General features: G+C 56.8%; 18 protein-coding genes and 1 tRNA gene. 8 read left to right on the forward strand and 11 right to left on the reverse strand.

Features of this window, described 5'->3' with window-relative positions:
• Positions 1 to 176 precede the first annotated feature (176 nt).
• The 5 genes from IE111_RS17835 (at position 177) to IE111_RS17855 (ending at position 8,453) form a co-directional block, all read left to right on the forward strand.
• Entirely contained in the window at positions 177 to 5,528 is a 5,352-nt protein-coding gene (locus tag IE111_RS17835; RefSeq protein WP_189611264.1) for a DUF6883 domain-containing protein, read from the forward strand.
• Between the two features lies 1 nt (position 5,529).
• Positions 5,530 to 5,727, forward strand: a complete 198-nt coding sequence (locus IE111_RS17840; RefSeq protein ID WP_189611266.1) for a DUF4926 domain-containing protein — start codon at positions 5,530 to 5,532, stop codon at positions 5,725 to 5,727.
• A gap of 255 nt (positions 5,728 to 5,982) precedes the next feature.
• Positions 5,983 to 6,951, forward strand: coding sequence for an RHS repeat-associated core domain-containing protein (locus IE111_RS24745; RefSeq protein ID WP_189611268.1), 969 nt, complete (start codon positions 5,983 to 5,985; stop codon positions 6,949 to 6,951).
• Entirely contained in the window at positions 6,948 to 7,277 is a 330-nt protein-coding gene (locus IE111_RS17850) for a DUF7716 domain-containing protein (RefSeq protein WP_189611269.1), read from the forward strand. The genes IE111_RS24745 and IE111_RS17850 overlap by 4 nt, the downstream gene beginning before the upstream one ends.
• Positions 7,278 to 7,823: 546 nt before the next feature.
• A complete protein-coding gene (locus IE111_RS17855; RefSeq protein WP_189611271.1) occupies positions 7,824 to 8,453 on the forward strand; it encodes a DUF4852 domain-containing protein in 630 nt (209 codons plus the stop codon).
• Positions 8,454 to 8,560: 107 nt separating this feature from the next.
• On the opposite strand, the gene IE111_RS17860 is transcribed toward IE111_RS17855, so the two are convergent.
• The 11 genes from IE111_RS17860 to IE111_RS17910 all read right to left on the reverse strand — a co-directional run bounded on the left by IE111_RS17860 (position 8,561) and on the right by IE111_RS17910 (position 18,093).
• A complete protein-coding gene (locus IE111_RS17860) occupies positions 8,561 to 9,775 on the reverse strand; it encodes a helix-turn-helix domain-containing protein (RefSeq protein WP_189611273.1) in 1,215 nt (404 codons plus the stop codon).
• 1 nt (position 9,776) lies between these two features.
• Positions 9,777 to 10,460: a hypothetical protein gene (locus tag IE111_RS17865; protein ID WP_189611275.1), complete on the reverse strand. Its 684-nt coding sequence runs from the start codon at positions 10,458 to 10,460 to the stop codon at positions 9,777 to 9,779.
• Between the two features lie 344 nt (positions 10,461 to 10,804).
• Positions 10,805 to 10,881, reverse strand: a tRNA-Val gene (locus IE111_RS17870).
• A gap of 247 nt (positions 10,882 to 11,128) precedes the next feature.
• The gene (locus IE111_RS17875; RefSeq protein ID WP_229805420.1) at positions 11,129 to 11,575 is read right to left on the reverse strand and encodes a globin; all 447 of its coding nucleotides are present in this window, start codon (positions 11,573 to 11,575) and stop codon (positions 11,129 to 11,131) included.
• A 188-nt stretch (positions 11,576 to 11,763) separates the two neighbouring features.
• Entirely contained in the window at positions 11,764 to 12,534 is a 771-nt protein-coding gene (locus IE111_RS17880) for a hypothetical protein (protein WP_189611277.1), read from the reverse strand.
• 11 nt (positions 12,535 to 12,545) lie between these two features.
• Positions 12,546 to 13,178, reverse strand: coding sequence for a SatD family protein (locus IE111_RS17885; protein ID WP_189611279.1), 633 nt, complete (start codon positions 13,176 to 13,178; stop codon positions 12,546 to 12,548).
• A 246-nt stretch (positions 13,179 to 13,424) separates the two neighbouring features.
• Positions 13,425 to 14,189 carry a sulfite exporter TauE/SafE family protein gene (locus IE111_RS17890; protein ID WP_189611280.1) on the reverse strand — a complete coding sequence of 255 codons (765 nt, stop codon included), beginning with the start codon at positions 14,187 to 14,189 and terminating at the stop codon, positions 13,425 to 13,427.
• A gap of 126 nt (positions 14,190 to 14,315) precedes the next feature.
• Positions 14,316 to 15,119: a 5-deoxy-glucuronate isomerase gene (gene iolB, locus IE111_RS17895; RefSeq protein WP_189611282.1), complete on the reverse strand. Its 804-nt coding sequence runs from the start codon at positions 15,117 to 15,119 to the stop codon at positions 14,316 to 14,318.
• Between the two features lie 15 nt (positions 15,120 to 15,134).
• The gene (gene iolG, locus IE111_RS17900; RefSeq protein ID WP_189611285.1) at positions 15,135 to 16,121 is read right to left on the reverse strand and encodes an inositol 2-dehydrogenase; all 987 of its coding nucleotides are present in this window, start codon (positions 16,119 to 16,121) and stop codon (positions 15,135 to 15,137) included.
• 22 nt (positions 16,122 to 16,143) lie between these two features.
• Positions 16,144 to 17,010 carry a MurR/RpiR family transcriptional regulator gene (locus IE111_RS17905; protein ID WP_189611286.1) on the reverse strand — a complete coding sequence of 289 codons (867 nt, stop codon included), beginning with the start codon at positions 17,008 to 17,010 and terminating at the stop codon, positions 16,144 to 16,146.
• Positions 17,011 to 17,130: 120 nt separating this feature from the next.
• Positions 17,131 to 18,093 carry a sugar ABC transporter substrate-binding protein gene (locus IE111_RS17910; RefSeq protein ID WP_189611289.1) on the reverse strand — a complete coding sequence of 321 codons (963 nt, stop codon included), beginning with the start codon at positions 18,091 to 18,093 and terminating at the stop codon, positions 17,131 to 17,133.
• Between the two features lie 281 nt (positions 18,094 to 18,374).
• Between IE111_RS17910 and IE111_RS17915 the strand changes: the two genes are divergently transcribed.
• Genes IE111_RS17915 through IE111_RS17925 form a run of 3 tightly spaced genes read left to right on the forward strand, consistent with a single transcriptional unit; the run spans position 18,375 to position 21,473 of the window.
• Positions 18,375 to 19,511 (forward strand): ABC transporter permease, encoded by a 1,137-nt coding sequence (locus IE111_RS17915; RefSeq protein ID WP_189611291.1) that lies wholly within the window; start codon positions 18,375 to 18,377, stop codon positions 19,509 to 19,511.
• 13 nt (positions 19,512 to 19,524) lie between these two features.
• Positions 19,525 to 20,334 carry an ATP-binding cassette domain-containing protein gene (locus IE111_RS17920; protein ID WP_189611292.1) on the forward strand — a complete coding sequence of 270 codons (810 nt, stop codon included), beginning with the start codon at positions 19,525 to 19,527 and terminating at the stop codon, positions 20,332 to 20,334.
• On the forward strand, positions 20,331 to 21,473 hold the full coding sequence (locus tag IE111_RS17925) for a Gfo/Idh/MocA family protein (protein WP_189611295.1): 1,143 nt from the start codon (positions 20,331 to 20,333) through the stop codon (positions 21,471 to 21,473). Before IE111_RS17920 ends, IE111_RS17925 begins: the two co-directional genes overlap by 4 nt.
• The last annotated feature ends 6 nt before the right edge of the window (positions 21,474 to 21,479 follow it).

Raw genomic sequence — 21,479 nt, forward strand, 5'->3', positions numbered from 1 at the left:
CAAGGCGAATTTATTCCACAGTATTCGTGATTCCTGTCACATAGACTCGAACGACGATTGCTCTCACATTGGCCCAACCCAGTAAAGCCAGTACTATTGCCCATCAAAATAGTTCAACCCTACCTTTCCGAGCAGGCAGCAGTCGCAGGGAATTTGCCAACAAGGAACACGGACGCATGAGCGACGATTTCACCACGAACCCCAGGGGCGATGACGATAAAACCAGTGCCCGTTACCACCATCGGCCGACGAGCATCGGTACGATGGGCAATTCGTCGCCAACTGACCGATCATCCGAACAGAAAAACACCCGGGGCGACCGCGCCGCCGTCGCTGACCTCCCTCGCGCCATTCGCAACCGATTGGATCCGCATTGGTCCGACTGGACATTGCTTAGTGAGGACGAAGCCCGTTACCTTGTAGCCACCGACCACTGCCGCTTTTTCACCCTGAACCAACGCGGACGCTGGGAAGAGATTCGCGGTCGTATCATCGGTTCGACCGACCCCTGGGTGTGCCTGGAACGCGCGTCAACGAACCCCAACAAACGAACACGTTCGGATGGTGGAGGCTCATCCCGATCGGATCGTGGCGCGGACGGATACGACACGCCCTCCGCAGAAGATCGGGCCGCTCTGGCCGACTACCAGCCTGAAGGCACCCGCACAGACCACGACCTGCGCCTGCGCTATCTCGATGATCAGGGTGAGCCGGTGCCGGACATCAAATACACCGTACGGTTGCAAAGCCAGGAGTACACGGGTCGCCTGGACGACAACGGCGAAGCGGTGCTCCACTATCTACCCGCTGGCGAGGCTAAGATCCACTACGAAGCCGACCATTCCCGCCTGCCGCAACTGCGACAGGACCTGAAAACCCTGCTCGACAACATCATCGACGAACGCTCCGACCGCAAAGCAATGCTGGACGACCTGCTGGCCGAGAGCGACTTCGTCGAACAGGGCCTGATCCTCACCGGCGCCTTCATGGTCTCGCTGTGGGACAGCGCCGTCGACCTTAAAAATACGGCCGTGGATGCCATTGTCGGCACCGCCGACGGCGTGGCCGCCGCCAGCGCCGCGCTCTATGAAAAGCTGGCCGACGGCTACTCGCTGGATGAACTCGAAGACGACTTCGCTTACGTCGTCACCGAAGCCGGCCACGCCATCGACCAGGCACAAAAGGCGTACACCGTGCTCAAATGGCTCGCCACCGACGACGAGACCTGGGCCCTGCTGGTCGGGTTCCCGAAACGTTTTTTCAACTCGATGAGTACCGTGGAAAAAGTCGAGGCGCTGGGGTCGCTGGCGTTCGATATCCTCTTCGCCATCGCACTCGCCGTCGCCACAGCATTGACCGCCGGGGCCGCCGCGGCCGTGGCCGGTTCGGCCGCCGCTATCAAGTATTCACGCTATTTCACCGACACGATCGGCACCCTGCGCCGCATCTACCGGCTGTTGCCGACCGGGGAGATCGAAAAACGCTATGACCGCGTTCAGATCCGGCAGCCCGAAGAACGCCACACCGGCCAATACCGCACCCGGCAGGCCACCCTGACCCAACCCGGCGAGAACAAGACCCACTCCGACAGCACCACGGACACCGACGAGTCCACCCTCTGCGAAGCCCACAGCACCACCTGCGGCGACCCGATCAACATGCTCACCGGGGAAGAGTTGTTTTCGCATGTGGATTTCGAGCTCGGCGGCCCGTTGCCGCTGGTGTGGAAACGTCTCTACCGCAGCACCGCCAGCGCCCGACAGAGCGAGCTCGGTTGCGGCTGGAGCCACCCCTTCGACCAAAGCTTGACCCTGAAAGCAGACCAACTGATCCACCGCGACGCCGAAGGCGCATCGATCAGTTTCCCCTTGCCCGCCAGCGGCGGCCGGGTGCGCAACCAATGGGGCACCGTGCTGCGCCGTTTTGATGACCACCTCACCGTGCAACAGACCAACGGTTTGTGGCATTTCGAGCCGGACCCGGATCAACCCGAGCGTTGGCGGCTCAGCCAATGGAGCACGCCGGACCGCAAGCACAGTTGGCAACTGCATTACGACCAAGGTGCTCTAACCCGTGCCACTGCAACCTGGGGCGCCCGGCTCAACTTCATATCCGGCCAACGTTCATCGAGCCAACCTGGCTGGCACCGCATCACCGGCCGCGCAGGGCCACACGTGCAGGAACGCACCCTGGCTCACTACCGCCTCGACCGCCACGGTGACCTCATCGCCGCCCGGGATGCCCTCGGCGGCCTGGAACAGTACCGATACCACCATCACCTGTTCCGACTCAGACGCACCGCCACTGGCCTGACCTTCCGCTTCGACTGGGACGGTACCGAACCCACCGCCCGCTGTACCCGCCAATACGCCGACAGCGGCGAATACGATTATCACTTCGACTGGGACACCCCGAACCGCACCAGCCGCACCACCGACAGCAGGGGTTACACCGAGACCTTCGTGTTCGATGCCGAAGGACATTTAACCCAACACACCCGGGCCGACGGCTCCATCGAACGGTGGGACTACGATTCCCAGGGGCGCTTGCGCACCCACACCGACCCGCTGGGCAACGCCACCCGGTTCGAGCACGACGCCCAGGACCGCTTGGTTAAGCGCATCGATGCATTGGGTAACGAATATAAACTGCATTATTGGAACGACAGCCCTCATCCTAGTCAGATCATCGACCCGCTCGGACGTCGGACGGCTTACCGCTACAACAACGACGGCCAACTCATCAGTTCGCGCCACCCGGACGGCACCGAGGAACGCTGGGCCTACCGCGGCGACCACCTCATCGCCCACCGCGACCACGCCGGGCGCGAGCATCGATACCTCTGGGACGAGCGCGGCCAACTCACTCGCCACCTCTGCCTGGGCATCGCCCTCGACGACGATATCCCCTGGCACCGCACATCCAACGCCCGGCGGGACGAGCGCATCGCCCCACCCGACGACTGGCGTGTTTTTCAACCGCTCGACCGCATCGAATACGCTCCAAAATCCGAAAACACACAGTACGCCGCAAAAGACAACGGTGAAGCCAAGAACGATGGCACTTGGTTGAACCACCCCCTTGTGACCGTCCTCGCCGACACCCGGTTCGGGTACGACGATCAGGGCCGGTTGCACACCCGTACCGACTTGAACGGGCGGGAACAGCATTATCAGTACGACGACCACGGCCGCCTGATCACCCAGATCAACGAGCACAACCAGGCTTGGCGATACGACTATGACAAAGCCGGTCGGCTGGTCAGCCAGACCGACCCCGGCGGCCGCACCACCCGGTTGCGCTATGGCCCCTTCGCCCAACCCGAGGCCAAGATCCTCCCCAACGGCCGGGAAATTCGCTACGAGTACGACACCGAACGCAACCTGACCGCCCTGATCAACGGCAACGGCCGGGACCACCGGTTCGAATACGACGGCTGCGAACGTCTGACCCGGGAAATCGGCGTCGACGGCCGCACCACCGAATACCGGTACAACGAAGCCGGGCACCTCATCGGCCTCACAGAAGGCCCGATCACCGCCGACTTCGAGCGCGACGCCCTCGGCCAACTCATTCGGGAACAATACCGACACGCCGAACGGCCCGAGGCCGCGACCTGGACCGAGTACCAGTACAGCGCCCTCGGCCAGCTCATCGGCGCCCGCAACGACCACGCCGAGCATCGGTTCGAGTTCGACCAGGTCGGTCGCCTCACCTTCGACCAAATCCGGCAGCACTTCCGGGGCCACTACAACAAGGTACGCCCACACCAGCACGACCAGTGCTTTGAATACAGCGCCTTCGACCGCCCGTTCCGTGTGCAGCACAGCGCCGTCACCGCCAAACCGCAAGACCATGAGCTCTCCTGGCTGATGCGCGACACCCGGCACCGGGGGTGGGAGGAACGCATCGACTGGGACGACTACGGCCGGTTGCACGGCATGACCCTCACCCTGCCGAACGACCGGTCCTATCGCCCGGAGCATGTCGTTCCACTCTTGCGCCAACGTTACAGCGATCAGGGGCTGCTCACCGAACGGACACAGGGTCAACATCAACTCCTGTTCGACTATGACCCGGAACAGCGGCTCAGCCGCTACCGGCGCATGAAGCCAACGGATGCGGACCGGCCGGTCCAGGACCGGACCCAAACCCTGCTGCAAGACCGCCGCTACGGCTTCGACGACCAAAGCCGCATCAATCGGATCGATGATCTATACCGAGGCCAACGCCGCTATGGTTACGACCCCCTCGACCAACTGACCCGGGTCGAGGAGCGGCGCCCGGGCGACGCCACGGCCACCGTCCAACCGGAAAACGTCGATCCCGCCGGTAACCGACTGCCGGACGGCCTGGACCAATTGCTCGATAACCGTCTCCCGTTCCACGGCGACCGGCACTTCACCTATGACGAGCACGGCAACCTGATCCGCATCCAGCGGGGCACCGACAAACGGCTGGAACAGCGGCTCGGCTACAACGCCAAACACCAGTTGATCCAGCTGGACGACTACAAGGACGGCGAACTGCAACAGCGACTGCTGTTCCGATACGACGCCCTGGGCCGCCGCATCGACAAGGAAGTGCACCGTTGGCAGCACCCCACGCACTTGCCTTTTGGCTCCGTTGATTGGAGCGACGACCAAAAGGATCATTACCTCAAGAGCCAGCCCAAGGAGCTGAGCCGGGCGTACACCGAGGCCTATATCTGGCAGGGCCAGAAACTCATACAAACCCGGCACATCGACCGGAAGTACAAGCCCGTCAACTGCCGGATGTATGCCTACGAACCGGACAGTCATGTGCCCGTGGCGATGTATGACCAACAGTTGGGGCTGCATCACATCGACACCGATCATGCGGGCACGCCCAAGGCCCTCTACAACCATGAGACCGGCGAGGAGGTGTGGAGCACGGACCATGAGGTCTACGGGAAAATCCTGGACACCGAAGCCAAGATCATCCATCCGGTGACGGGGTTGTCATTCGAACCGAACCTTCGGATGCAGGGCCAATACGAAGACATCGAAACCGGGCTTTACCAAAACTGTTACCGGTTCTATGATCCGAATGTTGGCCGGTACATCAACCAAGACCCAATCGGCCTACTTGGTGGGCTTAATGCCTATCAGTACACTCCAAACCCCATTGACTATATCGATCCCCTGGGGTTAAGTAACAAAGAGTGTGGGGATTGGCGGCTCGCAGGAGCCAATAACGCCATTATCGATCCTAGAAAGTTAACCGAGTATGCATTAAACCCCGATCATCCTCGGGGGAAAGACAAGGCGAGGGTATTTGAAGCAGCTCTTGGCTTTAATCAGACGAATGCTACAGATTTACTAGAGCAACTTAGAGAGGGCGTTATGAATAACACTCCTATCGCAGGAAAAGTTGATCAATACGGTTCTCGATTTACAGTTGATATACCTGTTGTCGGGCCAAATGGTGAGGCAATAGTGCGTACCGGCTGGATATATAAGCCCGACTCAAGTGTCCCTGAAATGACAACACTGTTTGTGAAATAAAATGACTTTCGATATTAACGATGTGGTAAAGCTTAAAGCAGACTTGCCAAATGAACGGCTATCAAAAGGAATGATAGGTGTTGTTGTGGCGGTGTTTACCTCTCCTGAACTTGCTTATGAAGTAGAATTCTGTAATGAGCAGGGAGAAACATTAACTGAAATTGCACTAAAGCCTGAGTTAATTGAGCCAAGTAATTAACACCACAAATTGAATTAGCCCTGCGCCTAAAAAGCCCCGGGGGGAACCGGGGCATCCTTCCTTGGCTGCTCAGCCGCGTCGTCCGTGAACGCCCTGTTGCTGTGCTTGGTGTTGCTGCGCAAAGGTGCTTAGGATGTGTGGCTTGTGGCTTGTGGCTTGTGGCTTGTGGCTTGCGCCACCGCTCAAAAGTGAGCCAAAACCGGGCTGTAACTAAGTTCAAATCCGCCTTGGGGTCTGCGACCGGGAAACCGCCCAATGCCTTGGAAAATGCTCTTTAAGTTGTTGATTACACTGGCCTTTTTTACGGTTAGCCTCGGTAGCGCGGAGGCGATACAGAACGAGGCCTATATCTGGCAGGGGCAGAAGCTGGTCCAGACAAGACACATCGATAGGAAACACAAGCCCGTCAACTGCCGGATGTATGCCTACGAACCAGACAGTCATGTGCCCGTCGCTCTCTGGGATCAAACATTAGGACTTCATCATATAGACGTAGACCACTCTGGTACGCCGAAGGCGATGTACCGCCACGACAGTGGCGAGGAAGTGTGGTCTACGGACCATGAGACCTACGGCAAAACCCGAGACACTAAGACCACGCTCACCCATCCGGTGACAGGGCAGCCGTTCGAGCCAAACCTGCGGATGGCCGGACAGTATGAGGATATCGAAACGGGGCTTTACCAGAATTGTTACCGGTTCTATGATCCGCACTGTGGCCGGTACGTGAGCCAAGACCCGATAGGGCTCATGGGTGGGCTGAACGCTTACCAGTACTGCCCAAACCCCGTGGGCTATGTTGATCCGCTGGGGCTGAGTTCCAAAGAATGCACCGACGAAACCGGGCGACCATTATCTAGCCCTCAATATTCAGTTTTATTTGATACAGAGGTATCCCCAGAGCTTTACCCTGGTAGATCAGACCGGGTTCACTTTCAGGATGCCAATCGCTTGCTGTACGAAATGATGCAAAAAGATGCTCAGTTCGCAGGAATGATGGAGGCGTTAGCCCCTGGAATTAGCCAAGGGATACAGCCTGGAGCACGGGGAGCGTTCCCGAGGCGAGCCCCAGCCAGAGAACTGACTTGGCACCACGGGACAGAACCAGGAAACCTGCAACTTGTTTGGCGTGCACAACATAAAGCGCCTGGCCCGGTACAGCAGACCCTTTACCCTGACGGTGTAGGCGGAATGGATATATGGGGAGGAGGTAGATATAAATGACTACAAACACTCTGACAACATTACGCCAAGTTTTATCAGATGTTGATCACTTACCATGGGATCACGCCTTATTTATCTCAAAAGACAAGGCTGATTGGTCAGAAAGTATGCCCTGTATGGTGCTTGATCCTGATGATGTGGACGGTGATGAAGAAGATCCGGAATTGGCTATCAAAAATAATATGAAATATGCTTTCGAAATCGCAATTGTGCAGGATGTGATCTCGAATGCGAAAGCACAACTCGATAATAAAGAGCTGGATTTAAGCACCAAATTAGTGGCTCTAAAATACTATTTTGACCACGATGCCTTTATGGAAATCTAAGAGCGTTGATAAGGAGGCCCCGACACTCGGGGCTTCTTCCTTTAGCCGCTGGCAATGTCCGGCTCAACCGTCAACACCAACCACCCCTCCGGTCACCGCCGTGTCGACTGTGACCACGCCGGTACGCCGAAGGCGATGTACTCCCACGACACGGGCGAAGAAGTCTGGAGTACGGACCACGAGACCTATGGCAAGACCAGGGACACCGAAGCTAAATACACCCACCTAATCACGATTTTGAAAGCCGAACAAGAATATCGAAAATTATTGTAGCCCTGAACTTGTCCAACGGGACGTAGGTCACACCAATATACTTGCCCAGCGTCTTCTAGGTCCAGCCCTTCTTATTACGGAGCTGCTTCACAAATTCGCCGTTCGGCTTGCGATGAGAAAGTTTTCCTGATAGTTTTTGTTCATATTCGAATAGGTTTAATTTGTACTACTTATCTGAACCCGATCTGATGTCAAGGATCGTTACTACAGGCTAAACCTTCGAAAGCGCAGATCGAGTGTTTTTTATTGATGCATAATATACAAGGAGGAAACATGAAAAGATATGTTTTTGCATGCATATTACTCGCTTTGACAACTGGTGCATTGGCAAAAGAGTTTACTTGGAAAAATTTAGCGATTCTCTATATCAATGAGTATGATTATTTTCCGGATGATGGTTATGTGATCGACTACATTCGCGAATTCCATCCTGAATCATGGAATGCATTAAAGGAGGATGAATTTTTACTTGAAGAGCAAAAAGGTAAGTATGTGCAAGAGCTGGACAGCAGGCTAAATGCATATGATAAGATGGAGCTTTATACGATTCGTACAGGAGTGGAGTTGGGTAAGTATGATTTTGAGTCAGAAATGTTTCCAGTAGTAGATGGATTGTCTGAAAATACATACTTCCAAGTTCAGCCTGAAAATATCGGTTACTTCCAGCGTGATTCTATGAGCATCCCATCTCGATTGAAGGTCTTCTTTGAAAATCCACATATTGTAAGTGGGATGGCAATCGATAAGGAGGCAGCAAAAGAGTTTATTTCGGAACGTAAATCAAGCTCAGGCTATATCGACCGTGAAGTGACTTTGATTTTGGAAGTGAGGTTAGAAGGGCTAGTTGATAGTGAGAGTGATTCATTTATGGCTGAGATAGTAGAAGCAAAATTTGACACGTAACATTAGTGGCTCAGTGGTTTATTGGCGGCAAGCGTAACAGCTTGCCGACTGGAAGTTAAAAAAATCTATGAACCCAAGTTTAACTTGATGTCGCCTATTTATTAGAGTTAGGACTTCTTAAACGGTAGTATGTCCCCTGAGCTTGTGCCACCATAACTTGACGCCTTAGGCTTGAGCTTAAGGGAGACCACATTAGTATTTCCGTCGGGTTGGGAGTTCAGATAACCTTGGCGGAGATTACAAAGCATCTCAATAATCTCTGGCGCTAGTCCGATTTGGTTTACCAAAGCATCACGATCAAAAACGCCACTGTCGACCAAGAGGTGTATTCCTCGCATCATGAGCTTTGGTTGCTCGAATGGATAGGCGTCGTCACCTGGTTCGATCTTAGTCCATTTCCGAGCCGAACGACCTTTCCACAGTCTTAATTCGAGTTGCTCATTCAATAGTGAAAGGTCGCGGCACCTTACAATCATTGCGGCAACCGATACTTTCCAGCGAGATTTTAGAGATAGTAGATTGTCGAGGGTGGGCCATACTACTTCTTGTGGGAAGCTCTCAGAAGGCAGCAAGAATGCACTTGCAAAGCGGTGTGCTTGCTCTTCGAGAAGATCATAAAGTTCTTTTTTTGCGTATTGGTAAGGCGGAATTCTAGAGTGAAGTACGACGTGTCCTAGCTCGTGCGCCGCATCAAATCGGTTGCGAATTGCATTTGCTTTGTCCCCAGCGATCAGTGCATAAGGACGATCATCAATGACTGATACATGAGAAACACCATCCATTTTTACATGGCCCAAGGTGGCTCGGGTGCAAATTATTCCGGCGTTCTCCATTACCTGAATGACATCAGGAATAGGTGCAGCACCCAGTTTCCATCTAAGACGGCATTCCCGTGCCATATCTTCAATTTCCCCATCGCTGATTAACCGGCAGTCTTCAGCGTCAAGCATTGGGACATTAACCGGTGGCCAGTCCATTGCATCTTGTAGAAATATCGATATCTCTTGAAGCCATGTAAGATACAGTTCTGACTTCTCTCGTGCCTGCTTGTGTGCTGAAGCTTGTGAACGGAAAAAGTAAGGCCGTTGATGTTTATCCGTTTTATGAAGTACCGGCTTCAGAAACCATTGACGAGAGACGCCAAATATCTGGCATAGGCGACCGAATGACTCAGCTTCCGGAAGCTGAGAGCCCTTTTCCCAAGCCGACAGCGTACTGGAAGAGCGGCCAATTTGCTCTCCCAGCTCGGCGAGGGTCAGGTTGTGGGCCGCACGCAGCTGTTTTAAGCGCAGACCTTGGAAGCCTTCAACGCCGGTTCTCATGTTACCTCTTGTCACCTTTGTTTTGATTCTGAGTTTCAGCGTCGCGCATCCTATCACGCAGTTTCGGGTAGGCAATATCTACAACCCCATCCTCATCTTGACCATAGTATTGCCAGAGCTCGCTGACATCCTTCCATAGATGATAGTTAGATGCGTGATCGCTATAAGGGACTGCAACAATGTAGCTCAGGGGTTTGCTATGGTCACTTTCAGCCCATTTGCTTGTGTACGGTAGCAGCAAGGCATGCATTGAATCTTCACTGGGGCCAAAAGGCGGAGTATATGGCTCAAAGAGATCTGGATGTTGTTGTCGTAGTCTTTCGTTTTCCAGGCGAAGATCCCGGCGAAACCTGGCGTCCCGAACTGGCGGTTTTCTACCTATGGTTACAACACTGGTCGTGATCTGGATGGAGCCGGCGCGGACTAAAGCAAAATGACCGCCGGCCGGGCGAGTGGTGCGGTTGATTACCTTAAAGCTCTCACTTTCTGGTAAATCTAGAAGGGCTTCTTGGACCATGAAATGGTGAGATTGAGGTCCGGGTCCGACAAGCGGCACATTCCGGTATGTCTCTTTAAGGTGTCGGTCGCTCTTGTTGAATGCTACCTCAATACTCTCCAGCATGCTGTGCAAGTTGTGTCGAGGCAATTCTTGGCAGATGAAACGGCAGATTTCTTCTTGGTTCATGGGCATACCTTCGAGCATTTTCGGTAATGCGGATTGTATGCTTAGTTTTTCCTGTTTTCCATACCTTCAACAGTAGCTAAAGGTGAGATCTGGGAATGTTGACCTTCTTCGCTACGTCTAGGGTCAATCGCCGGGAGAGTGATTCGAAGGTGAGGCACGGGCGGTCGAGCGCTTTAATTTTCTTGCTTGCCAGAGGTGTAGTTTGCGCCCGGTGTTTTGTTCGAAAGAAGCTCCTTGAAGGCATCGTAGGAGGCACGGTTAAGGCAGCGATAACTACTGTATTTTGACTTGGATCGAACGGGCACAAAAAAGCCGCTCGTAAGCGGCTGATTTGTAAGGAATTTTGGTAGGACTACCCAGACTCGAACTGGGGACCTCTACCATGTCAAGGTAGCGCTCTAACCAACTGAGCTATAGTCCTGAAGAACGAGGCGTATGATACCCGGAAATTTTGGTCGTGCAACCCCTTTTTGAAAAAAATTTAACGGATTCAAACAGTTACCGCACCCGTTGATCGTTATTTGTCCATTTCTTGTCTGCTTTGAATGTCTGTATTAGGCGCAGCAGCAACAGCTGGCCGAGCGGTTGCAGGCGTTGTCCCGGCAACGCTTGCTTATCGTGGCGTCTCACCGCGTACCGTCGGGGCTCAACCCCGACCGTCGAATCCGTCAGTAAGCGCTTTTCATCAACGCCAATCCCGGTCGGATGACCCGCCGCCAGGCGGCTTCCATCCGGGCGTCGAAGTAGGGATCGTGTTCGCTGAGTGTCTCGATCAACGCATTCACCCACAGGTCGTACCATTCCGGCGGCACATTGTGACCCGTTCGGCTGTGGCTGTGCCCAAGAGCTTGCAGCCGGTTGTCCGGCATCCCTCGGGCGTAGAGAATCAATTGTAGAATGCCGTCGCGCAACAAGTAGCGCTGGCGTTTGATGTCGGTGTGGCTGAATTTGGCGCGAATGGCCTTGGAACTGCCCATGAAGCGGTCATAGAAGTCGGAAAAGAATCCGTCCTGGTTGCAGCACCGTCCGAAGCTTTCGAAGACGATGTCGTCATCCGTGGCGCTGTGCCGTTCTATGGCTGGCTCAGGCGCGATGTCGCGTTCCAGTATCGACATGGTTTGCCCTCCCTTTGACGAGTCGGACTCCGCCGACCCGGTTCGACCGTACTCACATTGTCCCCTTGTGGGCACTGCGTTCCCTGATCCCGGTCAAGATCCGGTCTTTGAGCGAGAACAGGGCGCCGCCCCGGGGCCTAACGGCCTGTTTCAGGAGCGTAGTCGATAATCGCGAAAATGACAGGGGTTTATTGAATGGGCGTTGCCCGAACCGACACCGACTCCATCGGACCGCCGATGAGCTGAGCGATCAGTAGGGTCAGCAGTGTCGAGGCCAGGGTGCCGATCAGCACATACTCGGCGAAAGCCCGTTCCTCCAGTTGCCGGAAACGGGCGAATCCCTTGGCCGCCATGATTACGGCGATCACGGCGATGCTCTGGCTGGCGACCATGACGCTGTACATCAACCAACGCTCCAGAATACCGATGATGCGGCCGGCGTTGTATTCCTGCCGATCGAGATCCGCCTCCGATGCGGGGTCGTTCGACAGCAGCCGGGGTTCGAGATGAAACCGATGAAAGAGAATGCGAATCAGCAGGTTCACTTCGTTCGCTACCAGCCAGAACCCGAACAGCGCCCAGGCCGCCGGGCGCAGTGTCTGGACCTGAAGCCCCCAGTTCCAGAGCCTGTCGAGCAGCATTGAATGGGCGGACGCCAGCCAGCCGGCCATGTCCAGCCGGTCTGAGAGCGCGAGGCCGGCCAGCAGGAGGACGCCCAGACCGACCAGTCGACTTTCGTTCAGGGCGTTCGCCGGCAGCCAGCGTTCCGGCGCGATCAGAGTCAGCAAGGTCAGCAGGATCATCAACAGGGTCCACAGGCCAAACCCGAATACAGCCAACGCCAGGCCCGCCTGAACGATGGCCAGGGTGTAGAAGGTGCGATTGGGTAGCGGTTGGTCGTGAAAGACAAAACACAGGCGGCTGATCAGAAGCCCGTTCAGAAAGATCAGAACGTCCATGACAAGAGTCCTTAGTCGCGGTCGGCAAGTTGGCGGTTCAATCGTTCGGTCAGCGCCGATAGTACCTCGATCACCGCATCCAGCCCACCGCTGTGAATGTTCTTGTAGACCGCCTGTTCGCTGATGTCGATGCGTTCCGCGATCGCCTGCACACTGCATTCGCTCATCAGGCCGTGGAGAATCGCAAAACGGTTGGCGTGCCATTTGTCCATGCGCTGACTGATCAGCCGCAGGCTGCCGTTGGCCAGAGTGGCATCCTCGGTGGGCAGCCCTTCGATGCGCATCAGGTCGCCGCTCGATTTCAGGTGTCCGATGCCGTCCCGCGCGGCGTAGAAGGCTGGCCCGTCCATGCCCAGGGCCTGGTCGGGGTTCAGGTCGGTGGTGATGGCACCCAGCCCGAGCGAGAAGCGAATGCGTGTGGGATGCAGGACGCCCAACAACCCCACCAGATCGGCAAAGACCCGATCGGCCCGGCCGAAGACAGCCTGGAATTCATCGCCCAGGGTCAGGGTGTAGGGGGACGTCAGCCCGGGTTTGCGTTCGTTCAGAGCGGCCAGTTCGGTCTTCAACCGATGTTGCAGAGCCTGCCGGTCCCGGGTTCGGCGCGAGGCGACCAGATCCGCGATCAGGACGAGATATGGCATGGGGTCAACCTTTCGGGTTTTGATCGGTAATATTTAACCAAAAAGGTTGTTTTTGTCAAGTATAAACCAAAATGGTTGTTACTTGATTGACTAAATCAAATTGGTTTAGTCGGGTTGGACGTATAGCCTCGCTGGCGACCTTTCATGAGGGGTAAGGAGGCTTCAGTACCTGGCTGCGAACAAAATGGTCCGGACGAGAGCTTGGGAAGGACTAAGCCGGTAGAAGCAGTGCGCAGACCATGGAAATCAGGACAAGAGGGCGGTCATGCCATCCATACTGAGCTTCACTCCGCTCACCAGCAAAAGGCTGTAACACAGGGCGTAAAACCAACCTTCGCTGATGCGTCGGTGCATGAAAATACCCATCCAGATGCCCAGCGGTGCCAATACCATCAAACCCAGGGAGGTTGTCAGATTGCGGGTATCGAACAACCCCAGCCAGGCATAGGGGATCAGTTTGACGTAATTGACCACGGTGAAGAAGATGACGGTGGTGCCGACGAATACGCTCTTGTGCAGTTTCTGGGGCAGCAGGTACATGTCCAGCGGTGGCCCGCCGGCGTGGACGCTGAAGCTGGTGAATCCGGATACGGCACCGAAAATCCGGCCCAGCCAGGCACGGGCCGGTTTCGCCGGTTGAACACGGCCATGCAGTCGTTTGATCAACCAATTCAGTGTAAATACGACCGCGATGAGGCCGACCATCAACTTGATGTGGGCTTCCTCGAGATAACGAAAACTGAGAGTACCGATCAGAATGCCGAGCAAAGCCGCCGGCAACAGTGTTTTCAGGTTGTTCCAGTCGTACAGGCCGCGAAACCCCCACAAAGCGAACAGATCCATCACACAGAGTATCGGCAACAAAAGGGCGGCGGCCTGGGTGGGTGGCATGACCAGCGACATCAGAGGCACAGCGACGACCCCCAATCCACCGCCCATGCCGCCCTTGGCGATACCCATGATCAATACAGCCGGTATCACGGCCAGGTAAAACAACGGATCGGTTGGCATATGTCCTCATGGTGTCGGAGTGTGGGGCGCTAACAGTGATTCGAATTCCGAAGCGTGTGACAGCTTGGGATAATAGAGGAACATCGGGGGGCGGTCGCTACCGCCCCGTCGAATCAGAGGTTCCGTTCAGGATTCGAGCATCCACTCGTGCGCCGGATCATTCTGGAAAATCCAGGTTCGTTCCGGGCCGGCCATGGTGTTCAGGTAATAGAGATCGTAGCCATGGGGTGCGCCGACCGGGTGATAGCCTTTCGGTACCATCACCACGTCCTTGTCTTCCACCGTCATGGTTTCGTCCAGGCTGCGGTCGTCGGTGTAGACCCTCTGGAAGGCGAAGCCCTGGGACGGATTCAGACGGTGATAATAGGTCTCCTCCAATTGAGTTTCCCTGGGTTTGGCATCGGTGTCGTGTTTGTGCGGCGGATAGCTGGACCAGTGACCGTTGGGCGTGATGACTTCTACCACGAGCAGGCGCTCCGCCGGTATGTCGTTGAACAGGATGTTGCAGACCCGACGTTCGTTGGTGCCGGTGCCCCGGGTAACATACTCCAGCTCCTCCGGTCGGATCAGGCGCGGCGGGTATTGACCCTTGGCCGGTGCCCGACACACCGCCAGTTCCAGGTCGGTCGTCGCGCTAATTTCAAAATCCCGTCCGGGCGGGAGATAGACGGCGAAGGGCGGGGTCTGGTCGAACAGTGAGTCGCGTCGGCCGATATCCGGCCAGTGGTGTTCCTCGCTCGTCACATCGGCGCGGCCACTGAGCAATACCAGACAGACTTCCGTGCCTTCGGTGTTCCGGGTCAACCGCTGACCGGGTTTCAGTTCATAGACTTCGAACCCGACATACCGCCATTGGGCCGACTCGGGGGTGATCTGTTGAATCCGGCCCGACTCACTCGGTTGCCGGGCACGGGATAATAAGGGTGACATAAAAGCCTCCTAAAATCAGAGCGTGACGGCGCGGCCGCTGCGGGCGGATTCGAGTGCCGCTTCGGCCAGGGCCAGGGCCATCAAGCCGTCTTGTTGATTTGTCAGCGGCTGTCCCTGGCCGGTCAACACCTCGATGAAGTTCGTGAGCTCGAGCCGGTATGCCTCGGCGTAACGCTCCAGAAAGAAGTGCTGGGGCTTGGCTCCGCTTGCGCCCTGGTCATTGGTCAGTACCAAGTTGGATTCAAGCTGATTGTTGGCTTGCAGCATGCCCTTTGCGCCCAACACTTCGATGCGCTGGTCATAGCCATAGACGGCGCGCCGGCTATTACTGATCTGGCACAGTTTGCCGCTGGCGGTCTTGAGCGTGACCAGTGCGGTGTCGACGTCGCCGGCTTGACCGATGGCCGGGTCGATCAGGCAGCTGGCGGTGGCGAACACCTCGACCGGCTCCTCCCCCAGTAACCAGCGCGCCATATCCAGGTCGTGGATCATCATGTCCCGGAACAGTCCGCCCGAGGATTGCACGTATTGCGCCGGTGGCGGCGAGGGGTCGCGACTGGTGATGGTGACCATCTCGACCGAACCGATCCGGTCGATGTCGATCTCGGATTTCAATTGGTTGAACTGAGGGTCATAGCGCCGGTTGAAGCCGACCAGGCAGGCGACGCCGCAACGCTCGATCGTGGCCAGGCACTGGCGGGTACGGTCCAGATCCAAGTCGATCGGTTTCTCGCAGAAAATGGCTTTGCCGGCTTCGGCACTGCGTTCGATCAAATCCGCGTGGGTATCAGTGGAACTGGCGATGATCACCGCATGCACCTCCGGGTCGGCCAGTGCCTGTTCGACAGAGACCACCCGGGCGTCGTATTGGTCCGCCAGTTTGTGGGCGGACGCCTCGAAGACATCGACAACGTAGGTCAATCGCGCATCGGGATTCGCGGCCACATTGGCGGCGTGAATGGCACCGATACGGCCGGCGCCAAAGAGACAGAGGTTGATCATGGTTGTTCCTGTGTTTCAGGGGTCATGCCGGGTCGGCCGACATGGACCGGTTTTTGTCGAGTCGATACGCCAGGCCGATGGCCAGTGACTGGGCCAGGCACAGCGTCGGTGTCAAAGAACGGAAGCCATGTACTTCCGAATCCGGCAGTGTGAAGACCACGCTGCCCAGGCTCGCCAGCGGGCTCAGCTTGCTGTCGGTGATGACAATGGCCGGCACGTCCCGTTCCAGGGCGATGCGCACACTGTCGTCGGTTTCCTGGGCGTACGGCCTGAAACTGATGGCGAGGACCGCATCCTGCCGGCCAATGGTGCCGGCTTGTTCCTTGTACATCCCGCCCACGTTATCCAGCAGGTGTGCGCGCCGGTCGATATGGCGCAGCGCGTAGGCGAAATAGGTGGCGGGCACGAAGGAACGGCGGGTACCGACGATGTGCACCGATTCGGCCCTGGCCAGGATATCGATCGCCGCTTCCAGGTTTTCCGGGGGAATGTGCTCCTCCAGGCTTTGCAGCGCCAGAGAATCGGCCTGGATGAATTCGTTCAGCAATTGGTGCGGAGATTGTGAACCGGGATCGCCCAACGATTCCCGGGCGATGCGGATTCGTTCCGTATAGCTGGGGGATTCCTGCAACAGTTTTTGCTGGAATAAACGCTGCATTTCACTGAAACCGCTGTATCCGAACGCATTGGCGAAACGCACCAGAGTGGACGGATGCACCTTGGCCTCTTGCGCTATGACCTGAACCGTCCCGAAGGCGATGTTGTTGGGATGGTCGACGACATAGTGCGCCACCTGTCGCAGGCGTTTGCTGAGCGACTCGTACCGGGCCTCGATCTCGGCTTGCAGATCGGGCAGGTTGGTCGGTGGAGTGGGGGACTCGGTGGTCATGCATCGTGCCTTTGGTTGCTTCGTCGCGTTCTAAAATGGAATGAATTTTCCAAAAATGCAACGGGGGATGCCGGTTCCGGAAGCGGCGCGCTTGCGGAACCGGACTTGGTCGGCCGTGAATCAGCGTACTTCGCCGGCCAGCGATTCCACCTGTGCGATATTGTCGGCCGTGATGAAACCCGGGCCGGAGTTCAGGTGGTTGGCCGGAATAATGCCGTAGCGGTGGTACAACGACAGCATGATGACCGGCATGTAGCCTTGCAGATAGGGCTGCTGGTCGATGGCGAAATCGATGTGACCTGCCTTGATGGCTTCGGCGATCTGACCGCTCAGGTCAAAGGTGGCGAAGAAGACATCGCCGGCCTGGCGGGACCGTTCCAGATAACGCAGCGTCGGATGGGCGGAATTCGGACCCAGGGCCAGAATGCCGTCGACGTCCGGGTGCTGGCGCATGAAGGCCTCGACACGGCGTTCCACTTCGGACGGGTCGATGCCGGCATCGAGCATGTTGCCTGACAAATCCACACCCAGCGCATCGGCGAAGCCCTGGCAGCGCTCGACCGAGGCCGGATTGGTGATGTAGTGGTTGACGCAGAGGAAGTCGCTCACACCCGCCTTCTTGGCCTGCAAGCCCGCGCCGTAACCGGCGTCGTACTCGGGTTGGCCGACGTGGAGCAGCGCGCCCAACGACTCGCTTTGCTCCTGGGTGCCGGAGTTGATGGTGATCACCGGAATGCCTCGGCGCACCGCGTCTTCGATGGGGCCTTTGAGCACGTCATAGTCGGCAATGCTGACGATGATGCCGTCCGGATTGGAGGCTACGGTCTGCTCGACGATGCGGGCCATGTCGGCCAAATCGCCATTGGTGGGGTTGCGGTATTGCACCTCGGCATCGACCGCGTCCCCGGCTTCCCGAATGGCGTTCTTGATGGTGTTCCACCAGGAATCGGAATCCGGTGCATGGCTGATCAGAACGAATCTGTCCTGTTCTTCGGCGGCGGCCTGAGCTGGAACGAAGGCGGTTGCGATTGCCATCAAGCTGACGGTAATCAGAGTCCCGAGTTTTCTTATTGTAGGTTTCATGGAAGCTTCTCCTAACTCGTTGTGTCCGAATGGGTGCGACTCCGTGGGGATCAGGGGTCGCATTGAAATTATTGTTCTTTGTTTTCTGAAATGGAATAAAAATTCCAAATGCAAAGATGAACTCGCCGATCCACCTTGTCAAGGGTGGTGTGTGGAATTTTGTAAAACGATAATTCCAAAGCGTTGACATTTGGAAAATTCATTCTATTCTGGGGTGCAGTTCTGCAAGCGCAGTGAAGAAAAGACCGTCAACAAAGACAATAAGAGAGGTAAGCTTCCCCATGTCGGTGACTACCCCATCCGCAGCCGCACCCGCCAAGGCGGCAAGCGAGAACCACGACGAACGCCTGCGACAGGTGTCACGTCTGAAGCGTCTGCTCAGCCGGCCGGAACTCGGTTCCATTTCCGGCGCCATCCTGGTGTTTCTGTTTTTCGCCATCGTCGCCGGGGACTCCGGCATGTTCGCCGCCGACGGTGTGCTCAACTGGACGACGGTATCGGCCCAGCTCGGCATCATCGGTATTGGGGCCTGTATGCTGATGATCGGAGGTGAATTCGATCTCTCCATCGGCTCCATGATCGGTTTTGCCGGCATGATGATCGCCATCCCCGCCGTCTACTGGGACTGGCCGGTCTGGTTAGCCCTGATGTTCGCCTTCAGCGGTGCCCTGGCCATCGGGTTCACCAATGGCTTTATCGTCGTCAAGACGGGGTTGCCTTCGTTCATCGTCAGTCTGGCGTTTCTGTTCATTCTGCGTGGCCTGACCATCGCCTTGTCGATCCTGTTCACCAATCGAACCATTGTCGGCGGAGTGCATGACCGCGCCGAAGGCGATTGGCTGGCAGCGGCTTTCGGTGGGGAAATCGGCGGTTGGCTGTTCGCCTGGTTGGCGAACATCGGCCTGATCGGCACCTACCCAAATGGCGATCCACTGGTGTCGGGTATTCCCATGGTGATCGTCTGGTGGATGCTGCTGGCGATCGTCTGCAGCTGGGTATTGATGCGCACCAAATACGGCAACTGGATCTTCGCCACGGGCGGCGACGCCAAGGCCGCGAAGAACGTCGGTGTCCCGACGGATCGGGTCAAGATCTCCCTGTTCATGTTCACCGCCTTCTGCGCCACCGTGTTGGCGGCCTGTCAGGTGCTCGAATTCGGCTCGGCCGCGGCCGATCGCGGGTTGTTGAAGGAATTCGAAGCCATCATCGCCGCCGTGATCGGTGGAGCCTTGTTGACCGGCGGTTATGGCTCTGTCGTAGGGGCCTGTTTCGGTGCCCTGATCTTCGGTGTGGTGCAAATGGGCATCAATTTCGCCGGTTTCAATTCCGACTGGTTCCGTGTCTTTCTGGGCGCGATGTTGCTGGTCGCCGTTTTGTTCAATAACTACATTCGCAAACGCGTCACCGAAGCGCATTGATAAGGGGCGGATCATGGCCGAATTCATTCTCGAATTGCAGAACGTCAGCCGCTACTTCGGTAGCGTCATCGCACTGAAAGACATCAACATGCAGGTCAAAATGGGCGAGGTGCATTGCCTGTTGGGCGATAACGGCGCCGGCAAGTCCACCTTGATCAAGACCTTGTCCGGCGTGCACCAACCGAGTGAAGGCGTCTATTTGTACGAAGCTCGGCCGGTGCGGCTGAACTCGCCGCGCGACGCCCTGGATCACGGCATCGCCACGGTCTACCAGGACCTGGCCCTGGTGCCGTTGATGAGTGTGACCCGAAACTTCTTCATGGGCCGGGAAATCACCAAAGGGTGGGGGCCTTTCAAACGCTTCGACCTTGACAACGCCAACCGAATCGCCCAGCAGGGGTTGGCGGACATAGGCATTCATGTGCGCGACCCGGAACAGGCCATCGGCACCATGTCGGGAGGCGAGCGACAGTGTCTGGCCATCGCGCGGGCCATTCATTTCGGCGCCAAGGTGCTGATTCTCGACGAGCCTACGGCAGCCCTGGGCGTCAAGCAATGCGCCAATGTTTTGAAGGTGGTGGCCAAGGCACGGGCGCGAGGACTGGCCGTCATTCTGATCACGCACAATGTACATCATGCCTATCCCATCGCGGATCGGTTCACGCTGTTGAACCGGGGGCGCAGTCTGGGCACCTATCTGAAATCCGACGTCACCCGTGAAGAAGTATTGGGCATGATGGCCGGCGGTGCCGAGCTGGAAGAACTCGAAGCCGAGTTGAGCGAGTTTTCCCGAGCCGATCAGAACAAGGTGGCCAACGCATGACCTCGACCCAGGCAACCGATAAGACACTGCGCATCGGATTGGTCGGCACCGGCTTTATGGGCAAGGCCCATGCGATTGCCTATCACGCCGCGCCGACCGTCTTTCCGTTGAGCGCAAGCGTGACGTGTGAATTGCTGGCGGAAGTGACCGCGGACCTGGCGGAACAGAAAGCGCGCGAACTGGGTTTTCGCCGCGCCACGGACAATTGGCGGGCCCTGGTGCGGGACGATCGCGTCGACGTGGTCGATATCTGTTCCCCGAATTTTTTGCATAAGGACATGGCCCTGGCGGCCATCGCCGCGGGCAAGCATGTGTATTGTGAAAAGCCATTGGCGTTGAACGCAACCGACGCATTGGAGATGACGTTGGCAGCCGAGACCGCCGGGGTTAAAACACTGGTGGGGTTCAACTACGCCAAGAATCCGGCCGCCCAGTTGGCGAAGGAAATCATCGCCGCCGGTGAAATCGGAGAGGTCGTGCACTTCCGGGGCACTCACAATGAAGATTACCTGGCGGATCCGAATGTTCCGCACAGTTGGCGTCTGAAGCGCGAGTTTTCCGGCAGCGGTACGCTGGGCGATATGGGATCGCACATCATCAATATGGCTCAGTATCTGGTCGGTGGCATCAGCGAGGTCAGTGGCGATCTGAAAACCGTGATTCCGCAGCGACCGGTCGCCGGTAACCCGGGCGCATTCGCCGAGGTGGAAAACGAAGACCAGGCCCACTGCCTGGTGCGTTTCGACAACGGCGCCCAGGGCACGCTGGAGACCAGCCGCATTGCCTGGGGCCGCAAGATGGGGCTCACCTACGAAGTCACAGGCACCCGGGGCAGCCTGGTGTTCGATCAGGAACGGATGAGCGAACTGAAACTCTATACCGCGACCGACCCGGGTCACCGCGCCGGATTCCGAACCCTGTTGATCGGCCCCGATCATCCGGACTACGCGCATTTCTGCGTCGGCCCGGGCCACGGTATCGGCTACAACGATCAAAAGGCCATCGAAGTGCGCGACCTGGTCGAAGGCATCGTGAATGACCGGCCTTTGTGGCCGGATTTTCGCGCCGCCTTTGAGGTCAACCGGGTCATCGATGCCATTGAACAATCCCACGCGGAAGGTCGTTGGATCCGCCTGTGAGTATCC

It is taken from the genome of Saccharospirillum salsuginis (assembly GCF_014651855.1).
GTDB lineage: Bacteria > Pseudomonadota > Gammaproteobacteria > Pseudomonadales > Natronospirillaceae > Saccharospirillum > Saccharospirillum salsuginis.

Excerpts from the sequence above, each read along its gene's own strand:
- IE111_RS17835 (WP_189611264.1), top strand. The coding sequence starts at position 177 with ATGAGCGACGATTTCACCACGAACCCCAGGGGCGATGACGATAAAACC.
- IE111_RS17840 (WP_189611266.1), top strand. The coding sequence starts at position 5,530 with ATGACTTTCGATATTAACGATGTGGTAAAGCTTAAAGCAGACTTGCCA.
- IE111_RS24745 (WP_189611268.1), top strand. The coding sequence starts at position 5,983 with ATGCCTTGGAAAATGCTCTTTAAGTTGTTGATTACACTGGCCTTTTTT.
- IE111_RS17850 (WP_189611269.1), top strand. The coding sequence starts at position 6,948 with ATGACTACAAACACTCTGACAACATTACGCCAAGTTTTATCAGATGTT.
- IE111_RS17855 (WP_189611271.1), top strand. The coding sequence starts at position 7,824 with ATGAAAAGATATGTTTTTGCATGCATATTACTCGCTTTGACAACTGGT.
- IE111_RS17860 (WP_189611273.1), bottom strand. The coding sequence starts at position 9,775 with ATGAGAACCGGCGTTGAAGGCTTCCAAGGTCTGCGCTTAAAACAGCTG.
- IE111_RS17865 (WP_189611275.1), bottom strand. The coding sequence starts at position 10,460 with ATGAACCAAGAAGAAATCTGCCGTTTCATCTGCCAAGAATTGCCTCGA.
- IE111_RS17875 (WP_229805420.1), bottom strand. The coding sequence starts at position 11,575 with ATGTCGATACTGGAACGCGACATCGCGCCTGAGCCAGCCATAGAACGG.
- IE111_RS17880 (WP_189611277.1), bottom strand. The coding sequence starts at position 12,534 with ATGGACGTTCTGATCTTTCTGAACGGGCTTCTGATCAGCCGCCTGTGT.
- IE111_RS17885 (WP_189611279.1), bottom strand. The coding sequence starts at position 13,178 with ATGCCATATCTCGTCCTGATCGCGGATCTGGTCGCCTCGCGCCGAACC.
- IE111_RS17890 (WP_189611280.1), bottom strand. The coding sequence starts at position 14,189 with ATGCCAACCGATCCGTTGTTTTACCTGGCCGTGATACCGGCTGTATTG.
- iolB (WP_189611282.1), bottom strand. The coding sequence starts at position 15,119 with ATGTCACCCTTATTATCCCGTGCCCGGCAACCGAGTGAGTCGGGCCGG.
- iolG (WP_189611285.1), bottom strand. The coding sequence starts at position 16,121 with ATGATCAACCTCTGTCTCTTTGGCGCCGGCCGTATCGGTGCCATTCAC.
- IE111_RS17905 (WP_189611286.1), bottom strand. The coding sequence starts at position 17,010 with ATGACCACCGAGTCCCCCACTCCACCGACCAACCTGCCCGATCTGCAA.
- IE111_RS17910 (WP_189611289.1), bottom strand. The coding sequence starts at position 18,093 with ATGAAACCTACAATAAGAAAACTCGGGACTCTGATTACCGTCAGCTTG.
- IE111_RS17915 (WP_189611291.1), top strand. The coding sequence starts at position 18,375 with ATGTCGGTGACTACCCCATCCGCAGCCGCACCCGCCAAGGCGGCAAGC.
- IE111_RS17920 (WP_189611292.1), top strand. The coding sequence starts at position 19,525 with ATGGCCGAATTCATTCTCGAATTGCAGAACGTCAGCCGCTACTTCGGT.
- IE111_RS17925 (WP_189611295.1), top strand. The coding sequence starts at position 20,331 with ATGACCTCGACCCAGGCAACCGATAAGACACTGCGCATCGGATTGGTC.